This window comes from Ruegeria sp. BG9 (genome assembly GCF_056538305.1).
On record NZ_JBQFSY010000005.1, the window covers coordinates 118,177 to 138,303 of the forward strand.

General features: G+C 55.3%; 21 protein-coding genes and 1 pseudogene. 13 read left to right on the forward strand and 9 right to left on the reverse strand.

Annotation, left to right across the window (positions count from 1 at the left end):
- The first annotated feature begins 32 nt into the window (after positions 1 to 32).
- Positions 33 to 1,049, forward strand: a complete 1,017-nt coding sequence (locus ACR0I8_RS10120) for a GlxA family transcriptional regulator (RefSeq protein WP_170690271.1) — start codon at positions 33 to 35, stop codon at positions 1,047 to 1,049.
- A gap of 314 nt (positions 1,050 to 1,363) precedes the next feature.
- On the opposite strand, the gene ACR0I8_RS10125 is transcribed toward ACR0I8_RS10120, so the two are convergent.
- Both ACR0I8_RS10125 and ACR0I8_RS10130 read right to left on the reverse strand, forming a co-directional pair.
- Positions 1,364 to 1,744: a hypothetical protein gene (locus ACR0I8_RS10125; protein WP_170377070.1), complete on the reverse strand. Its 381-nt coding sequence runs from the start codon at positions 1,742 to 1,744 to the stop codon at positions 1,364 to 1,366.
- Positions 1,745 to 1,955: 211 nt separating this feature from the next.
- Positions 1,956 to 2,735 (reverse strand): AraC family transcriptional regulator, encoded by a 780-nt coding sequence (locus tag ACR0I8_RS10130; protein ID WP_170690273.1) that lies wholly within the window; start codon positions 2,733 to 2,735, stop codon positions 1,956 to 1,958.
- Positions 2,736 to 2,854: 119 nt separating this feature from the next.
- On the opposite strand from ACR0I8_RS10130, the gene ACR0I8_RS10135 reads away from it, so the two are divergent.
- From ACR0I8_RS10135 to ACR0I8_RS10150, 4 genes and pseudogenes are all read left to right on the forward strand, one after another.
- The gene (locus ACR0I8_RS10135; protein WP_170690275.1) at positions 2,855 to 4,105 is read left to right on the forward strand and encodes an MFS transporter; all 1,251 of its coding nucleotides are present in this window, start codon (positions 2,855 to 2,857) and stop codon (positions 4,103 to 4,105) included.
- 75 nt (positions 4,106 to 4,180) lie between these two features.
- Positions 4,181 to 4,597: a VOC family protein gene (locus tag ACR0I8_RS10140; protein WP_170690276.1), complete on the forward strand. Its 417-nt coding sequence runs from the start codon at positions 4,181 to 4,183 to the stop codon at positions 4,595 to 4,597.
- A 335-nt stretch (positions 4,598 to 4,932) separates the two neighbouring features.
- Complete coding sequence (locus ACR0I8_RS10145; RefSeq protein ID WP_480703161.1) at positions 4,933 to 5,394, forward strand: DUF2087 domain-containing protein; 462 nt, start codon at positions 4,933 to 4,935, stop codon at positions 5,392 to 5,394.
- A pseudogene (locus ACR0I8_RS10150) lies at positions 5,387 to 5,767 on the forward strand (GFA family protein). Before ACR0I8_RS10145 ends, ACR0I8_RS10150 begins: the two are co-directional and overlap by 8 nt.
- 80 nt (positions 5,768 to 5,847) lie before the next feature.
- Here ACR0I8_RS10150 and ACR0I8_RS10155 read toward each other — a convergent pair.
- Together ACR0I8_RS10155 and ACR0I8_RS10160 are read right to left on the reverse strand one after the other, a co-directional pair.
- Complete coding sequence (locus ACR0I8_RS10155; RefSeq protein ID WP_170690280.1) at positions 5,848 to 7,176, reverse strand: MATE family efflux transporter; 1,329 nt, start codon at positions 7,174 to 7,176, stop codon at positions 5,848 to 5,850.
- Between the two features lie 256 nt (positions 7,177 to 7,432).
- Entirely contained in the window at positions 7,433 to 8,197 is a 765-nt protein-coding gene (locus tag ACR0I8_RS10160; RefSeq protein ID WP_480703114.1) for an MmyB family transcriptional regulator, read from the reverse strand.
- 105 nt (positions 8,198 to 8,302) lie between these two features.
- Between ACR0I8_RS10160 and ACR0I8_RS10165 the strand changes: the two genes are divergently transcribed.
- A complete protein-coding gene (locus tag ACR0I8_RS10165) occupies positions 8,303 to 8,731 on the forward strand; it encodes a hypothetical protein (RefSeq protein ID WP_170377084.1) in 429 nt (142 codons plus the stop codon).
- A 49-nt stretch (positions 8,732 to 8,780) separates the two neighbouring features.
- On the opposite strand, the gene ACR0I8_RS10170 is transcribed toward ACR0I8_RS10165, so the two are convergent.
- The 4 genes from ACR0I8_RS10170 to ACR0I8_RS10185 are packed head-to-tail and all read right to left on the reverse strand — an operon-like array spanning position 8,781 to position 12,530.
- The gene (locus ACR0I8_RS10170; RefSeq protein ID WP_170377086.1) at positions 8,781 to 9,554 is read right to left on the reverse strand and encodes a heme ABC transporter ATP-binding protein; all 774 of its coding nucleotides are present in this window, start codon (positions 9,552 to 9,554) and stop codon (positions 8,781 to 8,783) included.
- A 2-nt stretch (positions 9,555 to 9,556) separates the two neighbouring features.
- A complete protein-coding gene (locus tag ACR0I8_RS10175; RefSeq protein WP_170690283.1) occupies positions 9,557 to 10,630 on the reverse strand; it encodes an iron ABC transporter permease in 1,074 nt (357 codons plus the stop codon).
- Complete coding sequence (locus ACR0I8_RS10180; RefSeq protein ID WP_480703116.1) at positions 10,627 to 11,478, reverse strand: heme/hemin ABC transporter substrate-binding protein; 852 nt, start codon at positions 11,476 to 11,478, stop codon at positions 10,627 to 10,629. Before ACR0I8_RS10180 ends, ACR0I8_RS10175 begins: the two co-directional genes overlap by 4 nt.
- A complete protein-coding gene (locus ACR0I8_RS10185; protein WP_170690285.1) occupies positions 11,478 to 12,530 on the reverse strand; it encodes a ChuX/HutX family heme-like substrate-binding protein in 1,053 nt (350 codons plus the stop codon). Before ACR0I8_RS10185 ends, ACR0I8_RS10180 begins: the two co-directional genes overlap by 1 nt.
- Before the next feature lie 238 nt (positions 12,531 to 12,768).
- On the opposite strand from ACR0I8_RS10185, the gene ACR0I8_RS10190 reads away from it, so the two are divergent.
- From ACR0I8_RS10190 to ACR0I8_RS10215, 6 genes are read left to right on the forward strand one after another with little or no spacing between them, the layout of a single operon-like run.
- Positions 12,769 to 14,808 (forward strand): TonB-dependent receptor domain-containing protein, encoded by a 2,040-nt coding sequence (locus ACR0I8_RS10190; RefSeq protein WP_480703118.1) that lies wholly within the window; start codon positions 12,769 to 12,771, stop codon positions 14,806 to 14,808.
- 52 nt (positions 14,809 to 14,860) lie between these two features.
- On the forward strand, positions 14,861 to 15,268 hold the full coding sequence (locus ACR0I8_RS10195) for a hypothetical protein (RefSeq protein ID WP_480703120.1): 408 nt from the start codon (positions 14,861 to 14,863) through the stop codon (positions 15,266 to 15,268).
- Positions 15,269 to 15,272: 4 nt separating this feature from the next.
- A complete protein-coding gene (locus ACR0I8_RS10200; protein WP_170690289.1) occupies positions 15,273 to 15,938 on the forward strand; it encodes a MotA/TolQ/ExbB proton channel family protein in 666 nt (221 codons plus the stop codon).
- Positions 15,928 to 16,299 carry a biopolymer transporter ExbD gene (locus tag ACR0I8_RS10205; RefSeq protein WP_170690290.1) on the forward strand — a complete coding sequence of 124 codons (372 nt, stop codon included), beginning with the start codon at positions 15,928 to 15,930 and terminating at the stop codon, positions 16,297 to 16,299. Before ACR0I8_RS10200 ends, ACR0I8_RS10205 begins: the two co-directional genes overlap by 11 nt.
- The gene (locus ACR0I8_RS10210; RefSeq protein ID WP_170690293.1) at positions 16,296 to 16,691 is read left to right on the forward strand and encodes an ExbD/TolR family protein; all 396 of its coding nucleotides are present in this window, start codon (positions 16,296 to 16,298) and stop codon (positions 16,689 to 16,691) included. The genes ACR0I8_RS10205 and ACR0I8_RS10210 overlap by 4 nt, the downstream gene beginning before the upstream one ends.
- A 38-nt stretch (positions 16,692 to 16,729) precedes the next feature.
- A complete protein-coding gene (locus ACR0I8_RS10215) occupies positions 16,730 to 17,512 on the forward strand; it encodes a TonB family protein (protein ID WP_170690295.1) in 783 nt (260 codons plus the stop codon).
- A gap of 586 nt (positions 17,513 to 18,098) precedes the next feature.
- Here ACR0I8_RS10215 and ACR0I8_RS10220 read toward each other — a convergent pair.
- Complete coding sequence (locus ACR0I8_RS10220) at positions 18,099 to 20,051, reverse strand: bifunctional 2',3'-cyclic-nucleotide 2'-phosphodiesterase/3'-nucleotidase (RefSeq protein ID WP_480703163.1); 1,953 nt, start codon at positions 20,049 to 20,051, stop codon at positions 18,099 to 18,101.
- On the opposite strand from ACR0I8_RS10220, the gene ACR0I8_RS10225 reads away from it, so the two are divergent.
- On the forward strand, positions 20,005 to 20,127 hold the full coding sequence (locus ACR0I8_RS10225) for a hypothetical protein (RefSeq protein ID WP_480703169.1): 123 nt from the start codon (positions 20,005 to 20,007) through the stop codon (positions 20,125 to 20,127). The two genes, ACR0I8_RS10220 and ACR0I8_RS10225, sit on opposite strands and share 47 nt — an antisense overlap.

Sequence of the window (20,127 nt, forward strand, 5' to 3'; positions counted from 1 at the left end):
ATCCGCCTTGGTCGATACTGGGAGGAGAGAATATGGACCCGAGAAACTTTGTTCCAAAGGGCGCGGCCAGCTATCGCATAGGCTACGATGGACCGGCCAAGGAAATCTATTTTCTACTGCTGCCAAAGCTGACCATGCTGGCTTTTAGCGCCGCAGTGGAACCTCTGAGGATCGCTAATCAGGTTACAAACAAAGAACTGTATAAATGGTTTCTCATTACTGAAGATGGAAATCCGGTCTCTTGTTCGAATGGTGTTGGAATCACGCCGGATTTTGCGTTGCACAATCTACCGCGATCTTCGCGGCTGTTTGTTTGCTCGGGAATTGAACCGGCAGAAAGTACGAACCCAAAGGTCCTGTCGTGGATCCGCCGCCAAAGAACCTTTGGGTGTAATCTGGGTGGTATTTGCACAGGGGCTTTCGCCCTTGCCAAGGCAGGAGTTCTGTCAGGCAAAAGGTTCACATTGCATTGGGAAAACCACCCTGCTTTCATCGAACACTTTGATGGTTTGGAGCCATCGTCAAACCTGTATGAGATCGACAATGAGCTTATGACATGTGGCGGAGGAATTGCCGCAACCGACATGATGTTGGACATGATCGAATCCGATTTCGGAAATGACCTGGCGGTCATCGTTTCGGACATGTGCATTCACTTTCGGTCCAACAATAGTAAAACGCTCCAGAAATCAGCCTTTTCGGTAGCTTTGGGTAGTCGCAACCAGTACCTGATCAACGCGATGCAGATCATGCAAGAAAACCTAGAAGAGCCTTTAGATATCTCTGAAATAGCAGAAGCCGTGCAGATATCTCGTCGCCAATTAGAGCGTCTCTTCCAAAAGTACGTCGAAACTTCGCCTGTCCAGTTTTATATAGAACTGCGCGTTTCGAGGGCCTACGCATTGCTCAGCGAAACCGAGATGGCGGTCGCGGAAATCGCGGCAGCCACCGGCTTTAGCAGTGCGACGCAACTTACAGCACGTTTCAAGAAACGCTACGGCGAAGCGCCAACTTCATTCAGAAGGGGGTGGTCTGAAAGACGTGAATAACTTGCGTCTGAACATTCATAATTTGAGATATCTGAGCGTACCCCAGTATTTTTTCTGCAGCCAACCAAGATCCGTTTTGGGAATACTGCAACGCGGCACCTTCACCGTGGAAAATATCCGCAATGAGCCGCGAATTCCGGTCGACGCAGCGTTGGTGGGTTCGACGCTGCGCTGCCTTCGACGTCTGGTTGGAGTTCAGAGCGGTTGGTAATCTGTCGTCGTAGAGTAGCCCCTTGACGAAGCCTTCGCTGCGACTGTGTCGACCAATTATATTAATATCTAGGCGCGAAGAGTGATTTAGACACTTAAACGGCTTAATCGCACTCTTTGTCGGTTTCCGCCTTCAACTCCTTACAAGCCTCATCAATTTCCTTTTCCAAATCAGCACGAGCGTCGTCGGCCTCGTCTTCCAACTCTTCGCGAATTTCGTCAGCTTCGTCTTCCAATTCGTCACGGACTTCGTCGCCGACCTTCTCGCCCGCGTCCTTTACAGCATCGCGCGCGTCGCCGTCGATCCGGTCCCCGTCGACGCGGTCGCCTCTGTTATCCACGCGATCTTGCGCTCTCTGCGCTCCTCGATCGCCGACATCACGTGCTTGGGCGTCATTTGGAACATTGAAAAGCATTATCGTCAAAAGTGCCGAACTGAGAAACGCAATTGTCAATTTACCAAGCTTCATTTGCTGTCCCTTCATTAATCAGTTCTGTTGCCGTTCGTTTGGCGTGGTATCCTGTCAAAATTGTCGTTTTGAGTAAAGTTACTCATCTCTTTAACATCTGCTAAGTCCGCATTGCGGTAGTCCATCGAAAATCAGATTGCGCGGGCGCGGCGAATGGCAGGTTCGACGGGCCGCAACGCAGTATCGCTTTTGGTGGCTTGATATCCCCTTTGGGAGGATCGCCCAGTCAATTTGGAACAACAGATTGGTTTTTCAAAACTTCTCTCGGACTTATGCCAAGCGTTTGTCGGAACATGTAGCTGAACGCGCTCGTTGACTCGTATCCCATGTCGAACGCCACCGAAGTTACACTTGCACCTGATGCAAGCAGCGAGACGGCATGAAGGACCCTTACGTGCCGTAGCCATTTTGACGGTGGCATGCCCGTTTCTGCAATGAAAAGTCGTTCAATGGTTTTTCGACTTGCAGGCACATCTGACAACCAAGCCACTACCGAGCGAACGCTGCCTGGGTCATCAAGGGCAGTTTGCGCAATTCCCTGCAGTCGCGCGTCTTTCGGCAAAGCCAGAGTGAGCGGTACGTCTTTCGCAGCGAGCAGTTCGTGTCTGAGAAGGGTGTGCAGCGCTGTGTTATGAGTGGTCGTGCGCGTTTTTGTGGCCTCTGGCATCGCTGCAACAAACAGCGCATCAAGAAGCGGGGTCATAGCGACGACCCGGCAGTCTGGACCAAGCCGCACCGCCTCATCACAATTGACATCCACGTAATGCATGACGTTGTTCGAACCGTAGCGCATCCAGTGCTGTTGGTCGGGGGGGATCCAAATCGCCATGGCCGGGCTTAGGAGCAGAACTCGGTCAGGTGTGCCCACGTACATCGAGCCCGCAGCTGCGGAGATGAGTTGGCCAAAATCGTGACAATGCCAGTCGTAGCTTTCGCCTGACGCTGGCTTGATTGTCTCCCCTAGATATCTGGGGCGAACAGCTTGTTTTGTTATGCCTTCGGACAATGACGATTCCTCGATGGTAATAGCCTTGCTTTCGACAGACAGACATATCACCGCTGGCTAGGTATTACCAATCCTTCGGGCATTGGGTCCGATGTGTTGCTCTGAAAGAAAAAGCTACCATGACAAACCGAACCCTAATGGCCTGGTTCGCCGTGGGCCACTTCGCGAACGACTGGCCAATCGCAGCCCTGTGGCTGATCGTTCCCGCTGCTGGCCTTTCAATGCACCTTTCGCCTGCCGAGGTCGGCTTGCTTTTCACGCTGTCCAACATTGGCGGTGCTTTGGCCTACGTGCCTGCAGGTCTGGTGGCGGACCATGTCTCCAACCGAGGTTGCCTTCTCCTCAGCACCTTCTTTTGGGTCGCTATCGGCTACGCGATTGCGTCACTGGCTTCGGGGTTTTGGAGCCTGGCCGTACTTTTGGCGATTGCTGGGATGGGAAATGCGGCCTGGCATCCGATTGCAACGGGTGTGTTGACGAGCGCCAACAGGAATACTCGCGCCCGTGCCTTGGGTATACATGCGGTTGGCGGTTCGCTCGCTGAAGTCTTGGCTCCACTCTCCGCCGGTTTGGTTCTATCGACGGTCGATTGGCGTGGTGCTCTGGTCGTTTCGGTACTGCCGACTGTTTTCGTCGGCCTTTGCTTTCTTAGGGTGGCTCAAGCAGTCCCTGCCGTCAAAAATCCGCGTGTGAACCGACAAGACATTTCTGAGCTGATGCAGGAATGGCGGAACCGAAGCGGGTTACGCCTCGTCGTGACAGTTTCACTCTACAACATGGTACTGATCGGATTGTTGAGCATGATTCCGCTCTATCTGGCGACAGCTCACGGTTTTGCACCAGGAACCATCGGGATCGCCTTCGCGGCAATTGTCTTAAGTGGTGCACTGGCTCAGCCCTGGGTTGGATCAATTTCCGACAGGATTGGCCGCTTGCCAGTACTTGCAACCGGAAATGGGCTTGCGGCCTTGGCAATTGGCACACTGATGTTCGAACCTCCGTTCTGGATCATGATCGCCATGATGACGCTTGGGGTTGCGTCGTTGGACGCAGTTCGGCCGGTGATACTTGCGGCGGCTGTTGATCATTCGGATCGAAGTGAATGCACTACGCTAGGTTTCGCGTTCGCGATATTGGATGGCGTTGGCGCGTTTGGTGCGGTGCTAGCTGGAGTGGCGGCAGGTTTTTCATGGGGTGCCATGTTTGGCCTCAGCACCGCCCTCGCAGTTGCTGTAACTTTACTAAGCGTTGGGGGCCTGAGTCGCTCAGAGCGATCCAGCATTCCCACTTCGGTGGCCCCGAGAGGTGGAAAACGCATGACAATCGAAGAAGCCAAAGCTGAGCATGCGCGCCGATACTGGTTTCTCTAGGCAAAAGTTGGGGATCGCAAAGGGTATATAGACGGATTTCGGTTAGAAAAAACAACCTTTTAAGGAAGCTAGACAATGATCGCATACATTACTGTTGGTGCCGACGACTTAGGGCTTGCGGAACGCTTCTATTCCGCATTCCTGCCGGATCTTGGATATCAGCTGGAGTACTATCACGGTGATCTGAGCTATGCGTTACCTGCGAAACCAGGACAAACACCAAACCTACCTGAGTTCTATGTCAAATCCCCCTTCGATGGGTCTCAGGCCTCGGCTGGAAACGGGACAATGATTGCCTTTGAGGCACGCAATCAACAACAGGTTCGAGATCTTCATTCAGCCGCTGTTGAGGCCGGTGGGTCCGAGGAGGGCGCACCGGGCTTCCGAGAGTATTACGGGCCAAACTTCTATGTCGGATACCTGCGCGACCCTCAGGGCAACAAGATCGCATTGTTCTCAAGCGATCCGAGCGAACCGGGGCGGGATGGATGACAGCAAAGGTAATGACGCAATGGTCATCAGAATGCAGCCTTGGCTAAAGTCGCAAAGATTGTTATGCCTCGTTCACGGTCGGCAGACACCGAGGCGTCGCTGCTCCTTTTGGAGAGCTAAACCTGCCAAAAAGAACAAACGGCATCGCACTATTCACACAGATGAGAGCGCCGTTTCGTCAAGCCAGCGACCGACGATCCAGCACCGGCGCTCGAATTGGATGACCCATGCCTAGATTCCCTTTGCCGTTGTACACGGACGACCTGACTGGTTTTGTGCGCTCCCTGTCCAAACAGTTGGGCGACGCAAGCCCATCGCACCTAGTGCTCATGAACATGGCAGCGCGTGCCGCGGGCTTTCAAAACCTACAACATTTGCGATCGGTTCATGCGGCTGGGCAAAGACTTGTCCGCTCGACTAACGAGCCGCCTTTTGATGCCCGAGTTGTAGAACGTGCCGTACATCAATTCGATGCTGTTGGTCGCCTCATTCGGTGGCCGTCCAAACGCAAAGTGCAGACGCTTGCTCTTTGGGCGCTTTGGGCGAGATTCCCTGCTGCAAAGCCTATGCAAGAACGTGTGGTAAACGAACGCCTGAACCTTGACCACCTCTTCGAAGATCCCGCAACACTCCGCCGAACAATGGTTTCCTGCGGTCTTCTCACTCGCCGCAACGATGGAACAGACTACCGACGCATCGAACAGGAACCGCCAGCGGAGGCCAAAGCTCTGATCAAAGCTCTCGATCTGCGACGCAAAACAAACTCGCAGGGTTCAAAGGAGGTGGGCCATGCATAAGGGATCGTGTCTCTGCGGCGCCGTGCGGATCGAAATGGACGGTCACCTACCGCGGCCAACTGCTTGCCACTGCCAGTAATGCCGTAAGCATTCTGGTCACTACGAAGCCTCAATCGACATTCCCCGGACGGCGCTTCGGGTAGAAGGAGTAGACGCAGAGCGATGGTACCATTCATCCGAGAAGGTCCGGCGGGGTGTCTGCGGCACGTGTGGGTCAACATTGTTCTGGGATCCGATCCACCATGACTGGACGGCTGTTGCCATGGGCACATTAGACGGACCAAAGAACACCTCGCTCTCGCTGCATGTCTTTGAGTCAGAGAAAGGCTACTACTACGAAATCGATGATGGACTGCCACAGAACGAACGGTAGCCCGGGCTATCGTTTCTTTTAGAGGACAGAAGCGGAAACTGCTCGCGGTTAAGTTTCTCTTATCGACCGGCCCCCACAATTCAGGGCCTTGTCAGCGCCCAGAACCGCAAGGGCAGGGCGACGGCTGCTACCACCAAGCCAAGAGTGTAGCCGATCCAGACGCCGACCGCTCCGAGGTCGAAAAGGAATCCCAGTGTATAGCTAGCCGGCAAGGCAAGTGGCCAATAGGCCGTCAGAGTGATGATCGTCGGCAGGTTCATGTCCGACATTCCCCTTAGCGCACCCAACGCAGTGCCCTGAACGCCATCCGCAACCTGCAGCAGTGCCACGATGAAAAACAAGGTGACCGCGAGGTCAATGACGGCCGGGTCATCCGACATGCTTTCCGCCATCAACCGGCCCGCAGCAATGAAGACGATGGCGGCAATCGCCTGCCAGAGCGTGACCATCGTAAAGGACGCCTTCAGGATCGGTCTGAGCCTTTCCTGACTACCTGCGCCGACTGCAAGACCCACACGGATCGAGGCTGCACCCGCCATGCCCAGTGGGATCATATAGGCCAGCCCCGCAAGCGCGTTGACGATTTGATGGGCGGCTAGCGCCTCGGCCCCCAACCAGCCCATCATCAGGCCCACTACGGCGTAGGCTCCGCCTTCACCCGCATAGCCAAGACAGAGCGGCAGGGCGTCTTTGGCCTGTGACCAGACGTCCGCCCATGCAACGGTCACCCGCTGACGAAAGGCGGCCAGCCCAGGCGCGCGTATCAACACATAGATCCCGGCAACCAACGACGTACATTGCGAGAGTATGCTGGCCAGACCAGCGCCCAAAATTCCAAGATCAAGGATGTGAATGAAGGCATAGTTTGCCGGTACGTTGAACAGGACGCCCAGATAGGATAGCGCAACAGCCGTCCAAGGCCGTCCAACGGCGTCAAACAGAGCTTTCAGGCCGAAAAACAGAGTGAAAGGCACGATCCAGATCGCCATTGACATCCAGTACGGCAACAAGATCGCCAGAACCTCCTTCGGTTGACCCAAAGGCCCCAGCAACGGATAGAGTGCCATCATCACCAATGCCGCGCCGCCGCCGCCCAGAAGACACAGCAAAAGCCCGCTGCGCAGCGCCAGCGCAACCCGCGCAGCATCACGTGCACCCTCGGCTTGGCTGATCTGTACGGAAATAGCGGTGATCACGCCCCAAAGAGCGGAAATCAGGATGATCAGAACGGCCGTGGTCACACCAGCCGCCGCCAGCGGGACCGTCCCGAGCGGAGAAATCATCGCCGTATCTACGACGCCGATCAATAGCGCTGCGGCCAGCCCGACCATCAGCGGAACGGCCAACCGGATCAGCGGTGTAAATTCGGCGCGGGTGGGCGCCTGCGAAATCAGGATTTGGTCTGTCATGGGTCACCTGCCGGACAACGTCCGGCGAAAAAGTCGCGGTATAGAGCTTGAGGCTCAGAATGAGAGGGGGCTGCTCAGCCCTGCGACGGGAACACCATGAAATTGGTCCTTTTAGGGACTAGGTTACAGGTAAGGTTCTAGGGGAAGAATTGTTTGACGTCCAGATCGCTTTTGCAGGGCGGTTTGTCGAATCTTGCCGGCTTTGGGAATGAGTGGGGATCATCGGGATGCAGTATGGCTCTGGTCAAACCATCATTTAACTGGCAGCCAATTGGGCAAGGTCACGTAGAAATTTAGCACTTTGGTCGTCGGCCGGAAAAAACAGCTCAATCTTCAAATCGTCCAGCGTGACGTCCGCGACTGTGCTGAATTGCGCAATGGTTCCAAACATGGAAAGCCTCTGACCACCAAAGCGGTATATCGTAGAAATTGTCGGCCCGATCGCCGCATCACTGCGGGCGTGCCCTTGTTGTGACAGAGCGCGCGCCGCGGTGTCCAGTGCGGGTATGCCGCCTGCGTTGGCGCTTTCTGCGCGCAGCCGCAACATCGTGTGATGCGCGACCTCGGGCCAGTTTTCGACAAGCTCAGGCATCACCGGACTGGTCAGCAGGTCCAACAGGCTTTGCCCCTCGCCGATCCCCAGCGGCTTGAAAAGCCTTTGTGCTCCGCTGTTGAGCATCACAACATTCCAGAGTCGGTCCAGAACCATTCCTGGGTAAGGGGCATGCTGCCGAAGTGTCCATTTGACTGCATCTCGGATTGGCGACATCGCCGCGTGATCAATCGGCGTTGCCGCAAAACGTGGCGCGAAGCCTTCGGCGCGCATCATCTGATTTCGGGTTTCGACCGGAAGGTTCATGACCTCGGACAGGTGAAGGATCATGTCTAGGCTGGGCCGGGACCGCCCTGTTTCAAGAAAGGAGATATGGCGCGCGCTGACCTCAGCTTCGATCGCAAGGTCCAACTGGCTCATTCTGCGTCGTTTTCGCCACTCTTTCAGCATGCCGGGATAGGGTGTCATGACCTGAGTTTAGCAAGGGTCCGAACAGAATTCACTTACCTCTGAGGTAATTGATTTGCACCCGCCGCGAGTCTCATGAAGAGCAAAAACTGAAAGGAGAAAGTCATGACCCAACAACAGTCAGCAATGCGTATTTCAGGCGGAGTTCTTGTTGCAACCGGGGTGCTCTTTGCTCTGGCCGCACTGCCGTTTCTGCACCCCGTCGCGCATATCTTTCTGCAAGTCGCGTATTGGCCAATTCACGCCGTTCCCTCGGAACTGACGGTTCCAGTGCCTGTACTGCTGGTGATCACCGGTGGCCTGACGGTCGGTCTAGGAGGAATGCAATGGGCGCTGGGCACATACGTTGCCCCGGTATCGGCGGTGGCTACGACCAAGACTGCTCAGATTGCGGCATGGTCCTGGTTTTGCGTCGACAGCTCAGGCTCGATTTTGGTCGGGGCGCCCCTCAACGCCGTACTAAACCTGTCCTTTTTGGTCCTGATCCTGTTGTCTTGCCGTGCCGGCTCGGCAAGCAAACACGCGACATCCTGACGTGAAGTGGAATTCACTGGGTTGGAAAAGTACGGAAGGACCATCCAATTCAGATCATCGCCTGCGGTAGAACAAATGGCATCCCGCGCGAAGGTATTGTGCTGATCGGTAAGTCGATACCGTAAACCTGCTGCATCGTCTCATTGTTGAGAACGTCGCACACTGTACCTGACGACCAGACCTTCCCTTCGCTCAGAATGTATACACTGTCGGCGAACAAAGCTGTCAGGTTCAGATCGTGCAAAACCACGACAACACCTCCTCCTTGTGCTGCGAAGTCCTGCGCGATGCGCAAAACGATGAACTGATGTGCGATGTCCAGGCTTGCAACGGGTTCATCCAGCAACAGCCAGCGCGGCTGATCCAGATCTTTGGTGTCCCAGACCTGCGTCAGAACACGCGCCATCTGGACGCGTTGCTGCTCACCGCCAGATAGGTTTTGGTAGGACCGCGTTTCGAAGCCGCCGAGGTCAACTTGCATCAATGCCCGAGACGGCAACGTGTCGTCTTCGGCAGCCAAGCCATTCGCCAGACCAAGCCTGACGACTTCGTGCACAGAGAAGGGGAAAGCCACGGTTGTTGACTGCGGAAGAACGCCTCGTATGGCAGCCAATTCCCAAGGCTTTAGTGCCGTGATCTCGTGGCCGTTTAATGAGATCCTGCCGGAGCTTTGGATTTCTCCTGAGAGTGCTTTCAGCAAAGTCGATTTACCGGATCCATTCGGGCCGATGATGGCCGTGACTTGCCCGGGTTCTGCTTTAAAATCCACGCCTTTCAGGATCTCTTTGCTTCCGATGCGGACGCATATGTTTTCAGCTTTCATACTTACATTCCCATTGAGCCATGGCGTCGAAGCAGGATCCAGAAAAACACCGGCGCGCCAAGGATCGCAGTCACGATCCCAATCGGTAACTCCGCCGGAGCAACGATCACGCGACTGATCATATCTGCGCACAACAGCAGCGTGGCCCCCAGCAGAGCTGAATTCATCAGCAAGCGATGGTGGTCTGGTCCAGTGCTGAGACGCAGCAGATGCGGCACCACGATTCCGATAAAACCTATGCCACCCGACACGGCAACGGCGGCACCAGTTGCCCCAGCAACCGTCAGGATCGCGAGGTTTTTGCTTCGCTGGACTGGAATACCCATGTGATGGGCAATAGCCTCACCCATCGCCAAACCGTTCAAAGCACGGGCAAGAAACTGTGTGCAGATAATTGCAGCCAAAATAATCGGGGCAGCCGTTGCAACCTTGGTCCACGTCGCACCAGCCAGCGAGCCCATGCCCCAGAAGGTGAGGTCTCTGAGTTGCTGATCGTCAGCCATGTAGATCATCACACCAGATACCGCTCCCGCCAAAGCTGCCAGTGCAATGCCCGCAAGCAGCATTGTGGCGACCGATGTTTGCCCCTGGCGCGTTGACACGCGATATAGGACCAGGACTGAGGCCCATCCCCCCAGAAAGGCGGCCACGGCAATCAGCCCATCGCCTACCCACGCGAGCATCGTGCCAGGCAGGAGACCGCCAAAGACGATTGCTGTGATCGCGCCCAACCCAGCACCCGCGCTCACGCCGACAATGCCAGGATCGGCCAGCGGATTGCGGAACAGCCCTTGCATCACCACGCCCGAGACCGCCAGGGCCGCGCCAACAAGTATGCCCATCAATAGACGGGGCAAGCGGATGTCCCACAGTACGATCCGGTTCAGGTCCGACAACTCGCGCCCTTGAAGTAAATCCAAGATCGCAATCGTCAGCGAGGCTCCGGACGCTCCGACCGAGACGCTGACCACACTTGTTGCGGTCAGGACGACAATTAGAGACAGCGTCACGCGCCTGGCCCTGATCCTTCGCGCGTCGGCGCGCATCGGAGCGCTGTGGTCTAACGCCAGCGTCATGATCCGCTCGTGTTTTGCAACGCCGCCGATAGGTCTGAAATCGCATCCGCTGTGCGCGGACCAAAGCCCAGAAGGTATGCACCCGGCATACGGATGAGGGCTTTATTCTGCCCTGCCGGGGTCAGTTGGATCGCGGGCATTGCAAAAAGGTCCTCGTCTGTGGTTGCGTGATTGCCGCGCCGCTCCATCATCAGGATCACGTCGGGCGCTGTGACAGCCAACGCTTCCGGTGTCATGGTCTTGAAGCCACTAACGCCTGCCGCAGCGTTTTCGCCGCCCGCCATTCTAATAATGCTATCTGCCTGAGTGTCGCCGCCACCGACGGTAATTTCCCCATCCTGCGCCGAAAGGATGAACAAAACACTCAATGGGTCCGCACCCGCGACGATCGAGGCACTCTCTTGCGCTTGATCCAGTTGTTGCGCGGCGCTTGCAGCCAACTCTTCGGCTTCGGCCTCAATACCCAAAGCGGCGCCCACCGCGCGGATTTTTTCCACTATCCCATCGCGAGAAAACTCATCATCGATGGTGACGAATTCCACACCGGCTTCTTCAAGCACCGAAATGGCATCTGGCGGGCCGGAGCCTTCCAGTGCCAGGATCAGGTCGGGCGCGACGGACAGCACGCCTTCGGGTGATAGAGCGCGCCGATAGCCCACATCCGGCAAGTCCATCGCATCGGCCGGGTAAGTTGAGGTCCGATCGCGGCCCACAAGCCGGTCCTGCTGCCCGAGAGCATAGACGATCTCGGTGATCGAACTGCCAATCGCGATCACGCGTTGTTCGTCGGCTTTCAGAGTTGTGGCAGAGAGAAAAGCAGCCGTGCAGAGAGATAGAAGCTGTCGCACTACACCACCTCTTCTTCGGCTTTGTCGGATAACCCGGCGACCAGCGCATCCCAGGCGGGGCGGTGGTCAGTATCGCCGGCGCGTCGACCGAATATCTGGAAAATCAATCCGCCTTCAGCGTCGAACGCTTCGACTGAAACAGCGGGTCCTCGTTGGGTGGGTTTGGTGACGGCCCAGACCTCGGCAATATAATCGGTGCGCAGATGCAGGTTGAAATCCGGGTCCAACACGTTGAACCAAGGCCCCATCTGTTTCAGGGTTTTGAATGGGCCACCATGGATTTCAATGCAACCGCGATTGCCGACAAAGACCATGACCTCAAGCCTTTGGTCGCGCACCTGTTCAAACATTTGCGGAATTGTATCTGGGTCAAGCGCCCGAACCAGAGGCGCACCGGCAATACGATAGGCCCCCAACCGGCTCATCTTGAGCTTCGACGTCAAGCGCAGGAACTGATGCGTATCCGTCATCTTGGCCCACTCATTGCGCAGGGCTTCAACCTTGTCTGGATTGGCCTTAGGTGCCTCGGTTGGTTTGCGCTGCTCGACAGTCATCGTCTGAGATTGATCGTCCGCGGCCAGCGTCTGGACCAGATGTGCCCAGTGATCCAGATCCGAGCCGTCCCGCAGAAAAATCTTGTGAACCGCATCTCCGGCCGCATCAAATACTTGAATCGAGCGGCGTGTTCCGGAATTCGTTTCACGCTCGACCGCGAAGGCATGAACCCAATGGCTGGGGAACATGCGCAGGTCAATCTCTTGGGTCAGGACCATCGCGGCATGGGCGCCGGGATGATAGTTGTCGTATTGCCCGACTTTCTCGATCACGCAGGACGGGTTGCGAGTTAGCGCCATGACTTCTCCCAACCCGTTCAACTGACCAAACAGCGTATCTAGGTCGGATGTCAGCTTTGTTGAACCTTGCCCAGCGAAGGCTGCAACCAGCTGCCCTTCGGACAAACCAAGTGATTCCGCCAGATCGCGATCACGTTTGCCAGCCTTCTCTGCATAGGCAGCACGAATATCCTGAGGGGCCGTAAGCACCTGTTCCATAGTGGATTTCCCATCTTCGAGTGGTTCTGTGAGGCGCTGGCCCGGCCCATGATCCCGTCATTGGCCCGCTGGCAGTGACTGAAAAATCAGTCACGGAAATATGTTGACTCTTTTAGTAAGCTTTATTAGCGAGCACAAGTCATCGCTGAAAGGCGATTCCAAAAAACACCAAAAAAGACTGACCTTAGCCAGCGAACTGCAAGCATCTCCGGTCCTCAAACCACTCGAAGGGACAGAAATGCGTGCTTCAATTCGAAAGGCGGGCCTATTTGGCACCGCCTCTTGCCTCAGTTTGATCGCAGCGGCCTCTTGGGCGCAGGAACAGGATGATGGGTTCCTGGGCACACTTGAGCTGGGCGAAAGCAAACGGGAAATCCAGACCGACACCGCAGTACCTATTACCAATATCGATCAGGAAGAGATCAATGACCGTCAGGCCAACACGGTTGCAGAGCTGATCGACACCGTGCCTGGTGTGACTCTGGTGAATGGCTCGACACCGCAGGGGTCTGGCATCAACATTCGGGGCTTCGGCGCCAACAGCACCTTCGGTACCGACCAAAAGGTTCTCATTCTGATCGACGGGGCAACAACCGGTTCGGAAGAGCTGTATCGGATCGGCAACCAACTCTTCACCGATCCGCAGCTTTACAAAAGCGTGTCGGTGATCCGTGGCACTGTCGGGTCGTTTGAATTCGGCTCGGGAGTCGTCGGCGGTGTGGTTCAATTGGAAACCAAAGACGCCTCGGATTTCACCGGCGGTGAGCCCGGCTTCCGGTTCCGACAGACGTTGGAAGGGTATTCCAACGGTAGCGGCTTTGCCTCGTCGTCGATTCTGGCGTGGCAGCCGAACGAACAGACCGAATTCCTGTTCAACTACACCTATCGCGATCAGGACGATCAGAAAGACGGGAATGGCGATACAATCGGCAACAGTGCCTTTACCCTGCCTTCCCTGTTGGCGAAGGGTAAATACAGCTTCGGCGACAATCTGGAGCATTCGATCACCGCGTCCTGGAACCAGTCGACCTCGGAAGAACGGGACGTGCCATATGACTCATTCGGTACATCTGCAGACGCTTTTGGAAACGTGGATCGTGATATCGAAACCCGGATTGGCATCCTGCGATATCAATACCGGCCAGCGGACAACGATCTGATCGATTTGGATGTGAACCTCAGCTATTCCGAGCAGTCCATCGACAGCAGCTATGTTCCTGGCTCTTCCAGCTTAGAGGGAACTCCGTTTTTCCCAAGCATTCGGGCTCTGGCGGACGCGTCACATAACTATGAAACCACCAAACTGACGATCAAGAATACCTCGTATTTCCAAACTGGAATCGCTTCGCATGATCTTCGAGCCGGGATCGAGTTCATCAATCGAGAGCGTCTGGATGCCCCGTCAGCCCCGGGTGGGACCGATCGTCGGATTGCCTTGTTCGCTGTCGATGACATTCAGATCGGCGATCAACTGACCATCACACCAGCGTTGCGTTACGAAACGCAGGACATCGAGGGGGATGGCGATACAGCACCTTTTAATGAGAGCTACGATAACAATGCTCTGATGGGGGGACTGTCGGCGCGGTACGAATTCGCAAACGGTTTCGGCATCTTCGGCGGCGGTGCATACACTGAAAGCCTGCCCATCATCGACGACCTTGGTACCCCGGCATTCATGACCCAGCCCGAGAAATCGCGCACCTGGGAAGCAGGGTTTTCGTTCAATCGCGGAGATATCTTTGCCGAGGGCGACATCATACGCGCCAAGGTGAATTTCTACGACACTAACTTGCGGGATGTCACATCGTACAATCAGTCGAATCCGATTACCGGAGCCTCTGTTCTTTTGGACAAGGTCGAAACGCACGGTGTGGAAATTGAAGCATCATACGCGAACGTTGGCGGATTCTATGTCGACTTTAACGCGAATGTCGTAAGCGGCACGGAAACCAATGAAAACAGGCAGGAGTCCCGCTGGCGCAACGAACCATCGGATTCGTCGCGGATCACATTCGGCAAACGGTTTGGCGAAACGCTTGATGTCAGCTGGGAGCTTTTCGGAGCCAGGTCTGGCTTTGATTCCTCAGGCGACCCGGTTGCCGGATTTGGCGTGAACACATTGCGCGCGTCCTACTTCCCGCAAGAAGGCGCGCTCGCAGGGTTCGAAGTTAGGGCAGGTATCGAGAACATCTTCGACAAAAACTACCTGCCGAACCTGTCGACGCGCAATGCGCCGGGCCGGAACTTCAAGCTGACCGTGGCCAAAACTTTCTGATCAAGAAAAGAAAGGACCAGTTATGCGAATAGCGTCGAAAAGAAATGCTCGGTTGGTCCTGCTGGTCCTGCTCCCAATTCTGGGGGCGGGGCTTGCCTCAGCCGGAGAAACCGGTGGCGTTTCGATAGAGCTGAGTTCTGCGGAAGAACGCGACCAAAGCTGCCTGCTCAGCTTTTTGGTAGAGAATAAACATGACGCCGATATCGAAAGCGCCGTCTACGAAATGGTCTTATTCGGCGCCGAAGGTGGCGTTGCTCTGCTAACGCTTCTGGATTTCGAGGATCTGCCCGCAGGGCGTCCTAGGGTCCGCCAATTTCAGTTCGATGGAATGGCCTGTAACCACATCACTCGTATCCTGATCAACGGTGCGCAGGACTGTGCGCATCAAGGGGGCACGAAGAATGCCTGCATGTCAAACTTGAAAGTAAAAAGCCGCCTCGAAACGGAAATAATTGGATAGGCCAATGGATACGATCATTCAGAAGTTAACAGACATCCTTGCGCTTGGCGGGCCGGTTGTTGTGATCCTGATCGCAACCTCGGTCGCAACCCTGTCGCTCGTCATTTACAAGCTTTGGCAATATGCGGCCGCCGGCGTCGGTCGCCATATCGAGCTGTCTTTGGCGATTGAAGCCTGGGACCGCCGGGACCGGGTTGCTGCGATGGCGCATCTGGACAAAAGCCGCAGCTATCTGGTCCCAGTGATCGCCATGTCGTTCAGTGGTGATAGCAGCACGCTGTCTGAGCGTGCCGATGCCGAGGCCGAAGCGCGATTTGCGGGGCTCGAACGGGGCCTCAACGTGCTTGATGTGGTGTCTCAGCTTGCGCCACTGTTGGGTTTGTTCGGCACTGTTCTTGGCATGATCGAAGCCTTCCAGACCCTGCAAGGTGCGGGCAATTCGGTAGACCCGGCACTGCTGGCGGGTGGCATTTGGGTTGCCCTGCTGACAACGGCTGCGGGGTTGGCCGTCGCCATGCCAACCTCGCTTGTGCTGACTTGGTTCGAGGCACGCATGATGCGTGAGCGCATCTTTACCAACCGTGCCCTACGCACCGCTTTCGCACCTGGTCACGCCGCAGAGTGCAAAGCGACCGAGATGCCAAAGGCAGCCCTTGCCCATGGCACTTGAGACCCGCTCCAAGCGTCGCAAGCGCCTGTCGATGACCTCGTTGATCGACGTCATCTTTTTGCTGCTGCTGTTTTTCATGCTTACTTCAACCTTCTCGAAATTGGGCGAGATTGAGTTTTCAACGGCTTCGGCAGGAGGGGCTAACCAAGACATCCCGATCCGCTTTGTGAAGCTTGAACAGGATCGTCTTCTGGTCGACGGGACCGTAACAACCCTGGATAGCGTTACAGAGCTTTTCGATGGGACTTCTGAACAAATGGCACTGATCAGTCTCGGCCAGAGCGCAACCTCGCAACAACTGATTGACCTGCTGACGGCTTTGAAAGGTGTGGCGCAGTTGCGGACACAGGTGATCGGATGATGCAACTGAAGCCAAGGGCGAGGCGAACCCGAGAACCCACAATTGCTCTGATCAACGTCGTCTTCCTGATGCTGGTTTTCTTCATGATTGCGGGTACGCTTGCCCCACCGCTTGGCAACTCGGTGCAACTGGTCGAAACGCAGAACCTTGAAGGGCGCGAGCCGCCAGATGCGCTCGTCATCCGTGCCGATGGTGTGCTCGAGTATCGCGGGGCCGAGCTGACAGATGTTGAAGCCTATGTTGAACGCGCTTCTATTGACCTGCCGCTGGAAGTAGTACGCTTGGTTCCCGACCGCGCGCTTCCAGCGGTACGGCTGAAAGCGGTTAGTGATGCCCTTCGTGCCTTGGGCGCAAACAAGGTCTTTGTGGTGACACAAAGGGCTCTGCAATGATCCCCAGTTCTCGCGCCATAGCCGTATCTGCTATCGTGTTGGCCGCCGCGACCCATGGTCTTGCTGTGCATGACTTTGGTACACAAACGACGACGCGAATCGAAGGTGGAAGCTCGGTCGACACTGCGGCGCTTGGGACGTCCTTTAAGGATTTCACTACTGGAACTATTGCATCTGCGCCGACCGTGGCACGGAAAACGACTGTAGAGCCTGATCAACCAGTAAAACGAGCAAACTCCGAGGTGCAGACAGCGAAGACCGCAAAACCTATCGCAAAACAGGTTGTGCCTTCGGCGAAAGGAGCATTGAAAGCGACGGTTCCTCAAAAGGCAAGCCGGCCCGAAGTGACCCAAGCCAAACAGTCTGAGTCTGAGCCCAAACGCAAACCTGCAACGCCTCCCGTGCAAACCTCAGAACTTGAGAAAAAGAAAGTCGCCCAGCAAGCTACGAAAGCAGGCAATGGTGAACGCACTCGAAAAAAGGGCAATACAACGGGCGAAACCAACAAGGGAGAAGCCGCCGCAGAAAAGACAGCCCGTACAACCTCGGCCCAGGGCAATGCCGATGCAAGCAACTACGCGGGCAAGGTCAAACGCAAGATCCTTCGCGCGAGACGCAAAAGCGTGAACATCCGCGGCGTGGTTCTAGTGACGTTTCGCATCGCTGACAGCGGAGCTTTGGTATCGGCCAACATTGCCCGCAGTTCAGGTTCAAAGCGTTTGGACCGGATCGCCTTGTCACAGGTGCGCGCGGCTGCACCTTTTCCAATTCCGCCTGCCGGGGCCCGTCGAGAATACACTATAGAAGTTTTGAGCAAGTAGTGGTGAATGCACGAGGCCGGAAGGTTTCTGAGTACCATGAGATCAGCACCAGATCGCGACACCGCGAGTGTGAACGGTAAATTCAAATGCCCCACAGCACGCGTTAGATAGACTACGCAGCAGCCGTTCTGACGTTTCCGACAGGGGAGTTTTGCGAGCTTAGTTTCGCGTCATCCTTTTTGCTCAATCCTTTTGCAACTACAGCGAACGATCACTTGAATCCGTGGAGTTTTTTGTTTCGATTGAAGCGGCCGATTTGCCAGCAAGTGTTAACGGTGGTTTTAGTCCGCTGCGCGTAGGTTTAACCCACTACACATTTAGCTTCTGCATCGAATGTGGGAAAGCAAATTGCGACCGCAGTTTCTAGTCAGGCCGTCGAGAATCTAGTTTGGGCCGTTGATAGGTGGTGGGAAAGCAGGGCAGGGGCTTATGCTGCGCCTGCTCAATGGTTCGCAAGGATCCAAAATCAGTATTTTTTATAAATACTTATAGAGTTTAAGCATCGCAGGCGGGCGGTCAGCATAAGCGCGATGATAGCTGCTTTAGGTGACCCCTAGATTTTTGAAAGTAAGCAAATGAGATTGTACTAGAGCTTGATGCGGAAAGCTGCGAAACCGTCTGTGCCATCTCCGGCGTCTTCGATTGAAACGCCTTTGACTTCGCCAATGTAGTCTCGGGCCTTAGGACCGGTCTCGAAAAGCACGGTTGTGTTCTCAAGAGGTGCAAAAGACCAATTGGCGTCCGCTTTTGGGTTGATCGTTCCCTGTTCAACAATATAGCGCACAATGACGTCGCGATTTGTGTCCGGGGCCTCGAATACAATTGTATCACCCAGTGCGCCGGGGAATGAACCTCCGCCCGATGCACGATAATTGTTGGTGGCGATGATGAACTCCATGTCATCAGTGACCGGTTTACCTTGGAAGGACAAATTCACAATTCTGGCTGCGTCTGGATTCACCTCTTCGCCCTTTGGTCCAAAGCGCGACGGTTGTGAAAGGTCGATCTGGTATGTCACACCATCCATTACATCGAAATTGTAGGACGGAAACTCAGGGTTCAGTAGAACCGCGTCCTCTGAGCCTGGCTCGATCTCGTTGAACATTCCGGCCGAACGCTCCAGCCAACCACGCAGTTGAACACCGTTCACGCGCACTGCGCGCACCGTATTTGGATAGAGATACAGATCAGCCACATTTTTGATAGCAACATCCCCGACCGGGACGTCGGTGTAGTAGTCGGGGCCTCCGCGACCACCCGCCTTGAACGGCGCCGCCGCTGACAGGATCGGCAAACCTGCGTGCTCGGTACCTTTCAGCATTTCTTCGACATACCATTTCTGTGCGATTGAAACGATCTGCACAGACGGATCGTCAGCAACCAGCGCGAAATAACTATGCAATGGAGCAGATGTCTTGCCGACTGCTCGACGGACATAGGCGAGCGTTTCGTCGTGATCCTTCGCAACCGAGTCGAGAACCTTCCGATCGTCTCCGACCAAAGCGGTGATTGAACGGTCTTCATTGCGTTGAGAAATCGCACGGGCCTCGGACGTCGTGGTAACCACGCGCCACTCGTTTCCGTCTCGTTCCAGCAACAGATCCAGCAAACCAAGATGTGATCCCCAGAAGCCGCCCATGACAGCAGGTTTGCCCATCAGGGTGCCCTTTTCGACATCGATACCGGGTCGGTCCGAAAATGTCGGCGAGGGGAAAACAAGGTGATTGTGGCCCGTGACCAACGCGTCGATCCCGTCAACACCCGCCAAAACGACGGATGCGTTTTCCATACCGTCGACATGATTGGCGTCGCCGATCCCAGAATGTGAAAGGGCGATGACTAGGTCACACCCTTGTTCTTTCATCTCTGGCACGTATGCGCGCGCGGTTTCGACGATATCGCGGGCTTGAACACTGCCTTCCAGGTGCTTTCGATCCCAGTTCATGATCTGCGGCGGTGTAAAGCCAATTACGCCGATTTTGATTGAGTGCTTGGCCCCGTCGCCAGTTTCGATTTCACGGTCGATCATTGCGTAAGGTTTGATCAGCGTTTTGTCGTCACGTGGAGTTGCGCCTTGTGCCTTTGAAACGTTAGCCAAAACGACCGGGAACTCCGCGCCCGCGAGTGATTTTTCCAGAAAATTCAGTCCGTAGTTGAATTCGTGATTGCCCAAAGTGGCGGCATCATAGCCAATCGTGTTGAACGCGGTGATAATCGGGTGGGCGTCCCCTTCTTTCATACCACGCTCATAGGCGATGTAGTCGCCCATTGGGTTCCCTTGAAGAAAATCGCCATTGTCGACCAAGATCGAGTTCGTCGCCTCAGAACGAATTTCGTTGATGATTGAGGCCGTACGGGACAAGCCCACGGTGTCACGGGTTTTGTCAGCATAGTAGTCATAGGGGAACACATGAACATGGATGTCCGTTGTTTCCATAATGCGCAGATGCGCTTGGTTGTTGGCAGCAAAAACTGAAAAAGGATGCAAGGTGATGGCCGCTGCACCGGCAGTTGTTGCAAGAAAGTGGCGACGCGAAATTGACGAGCGGCTGGAAAATGACATGGGTGACCTTTCGAATTGGCTGGCAACGAGAATTGTTGCCGCTTTTGCATAA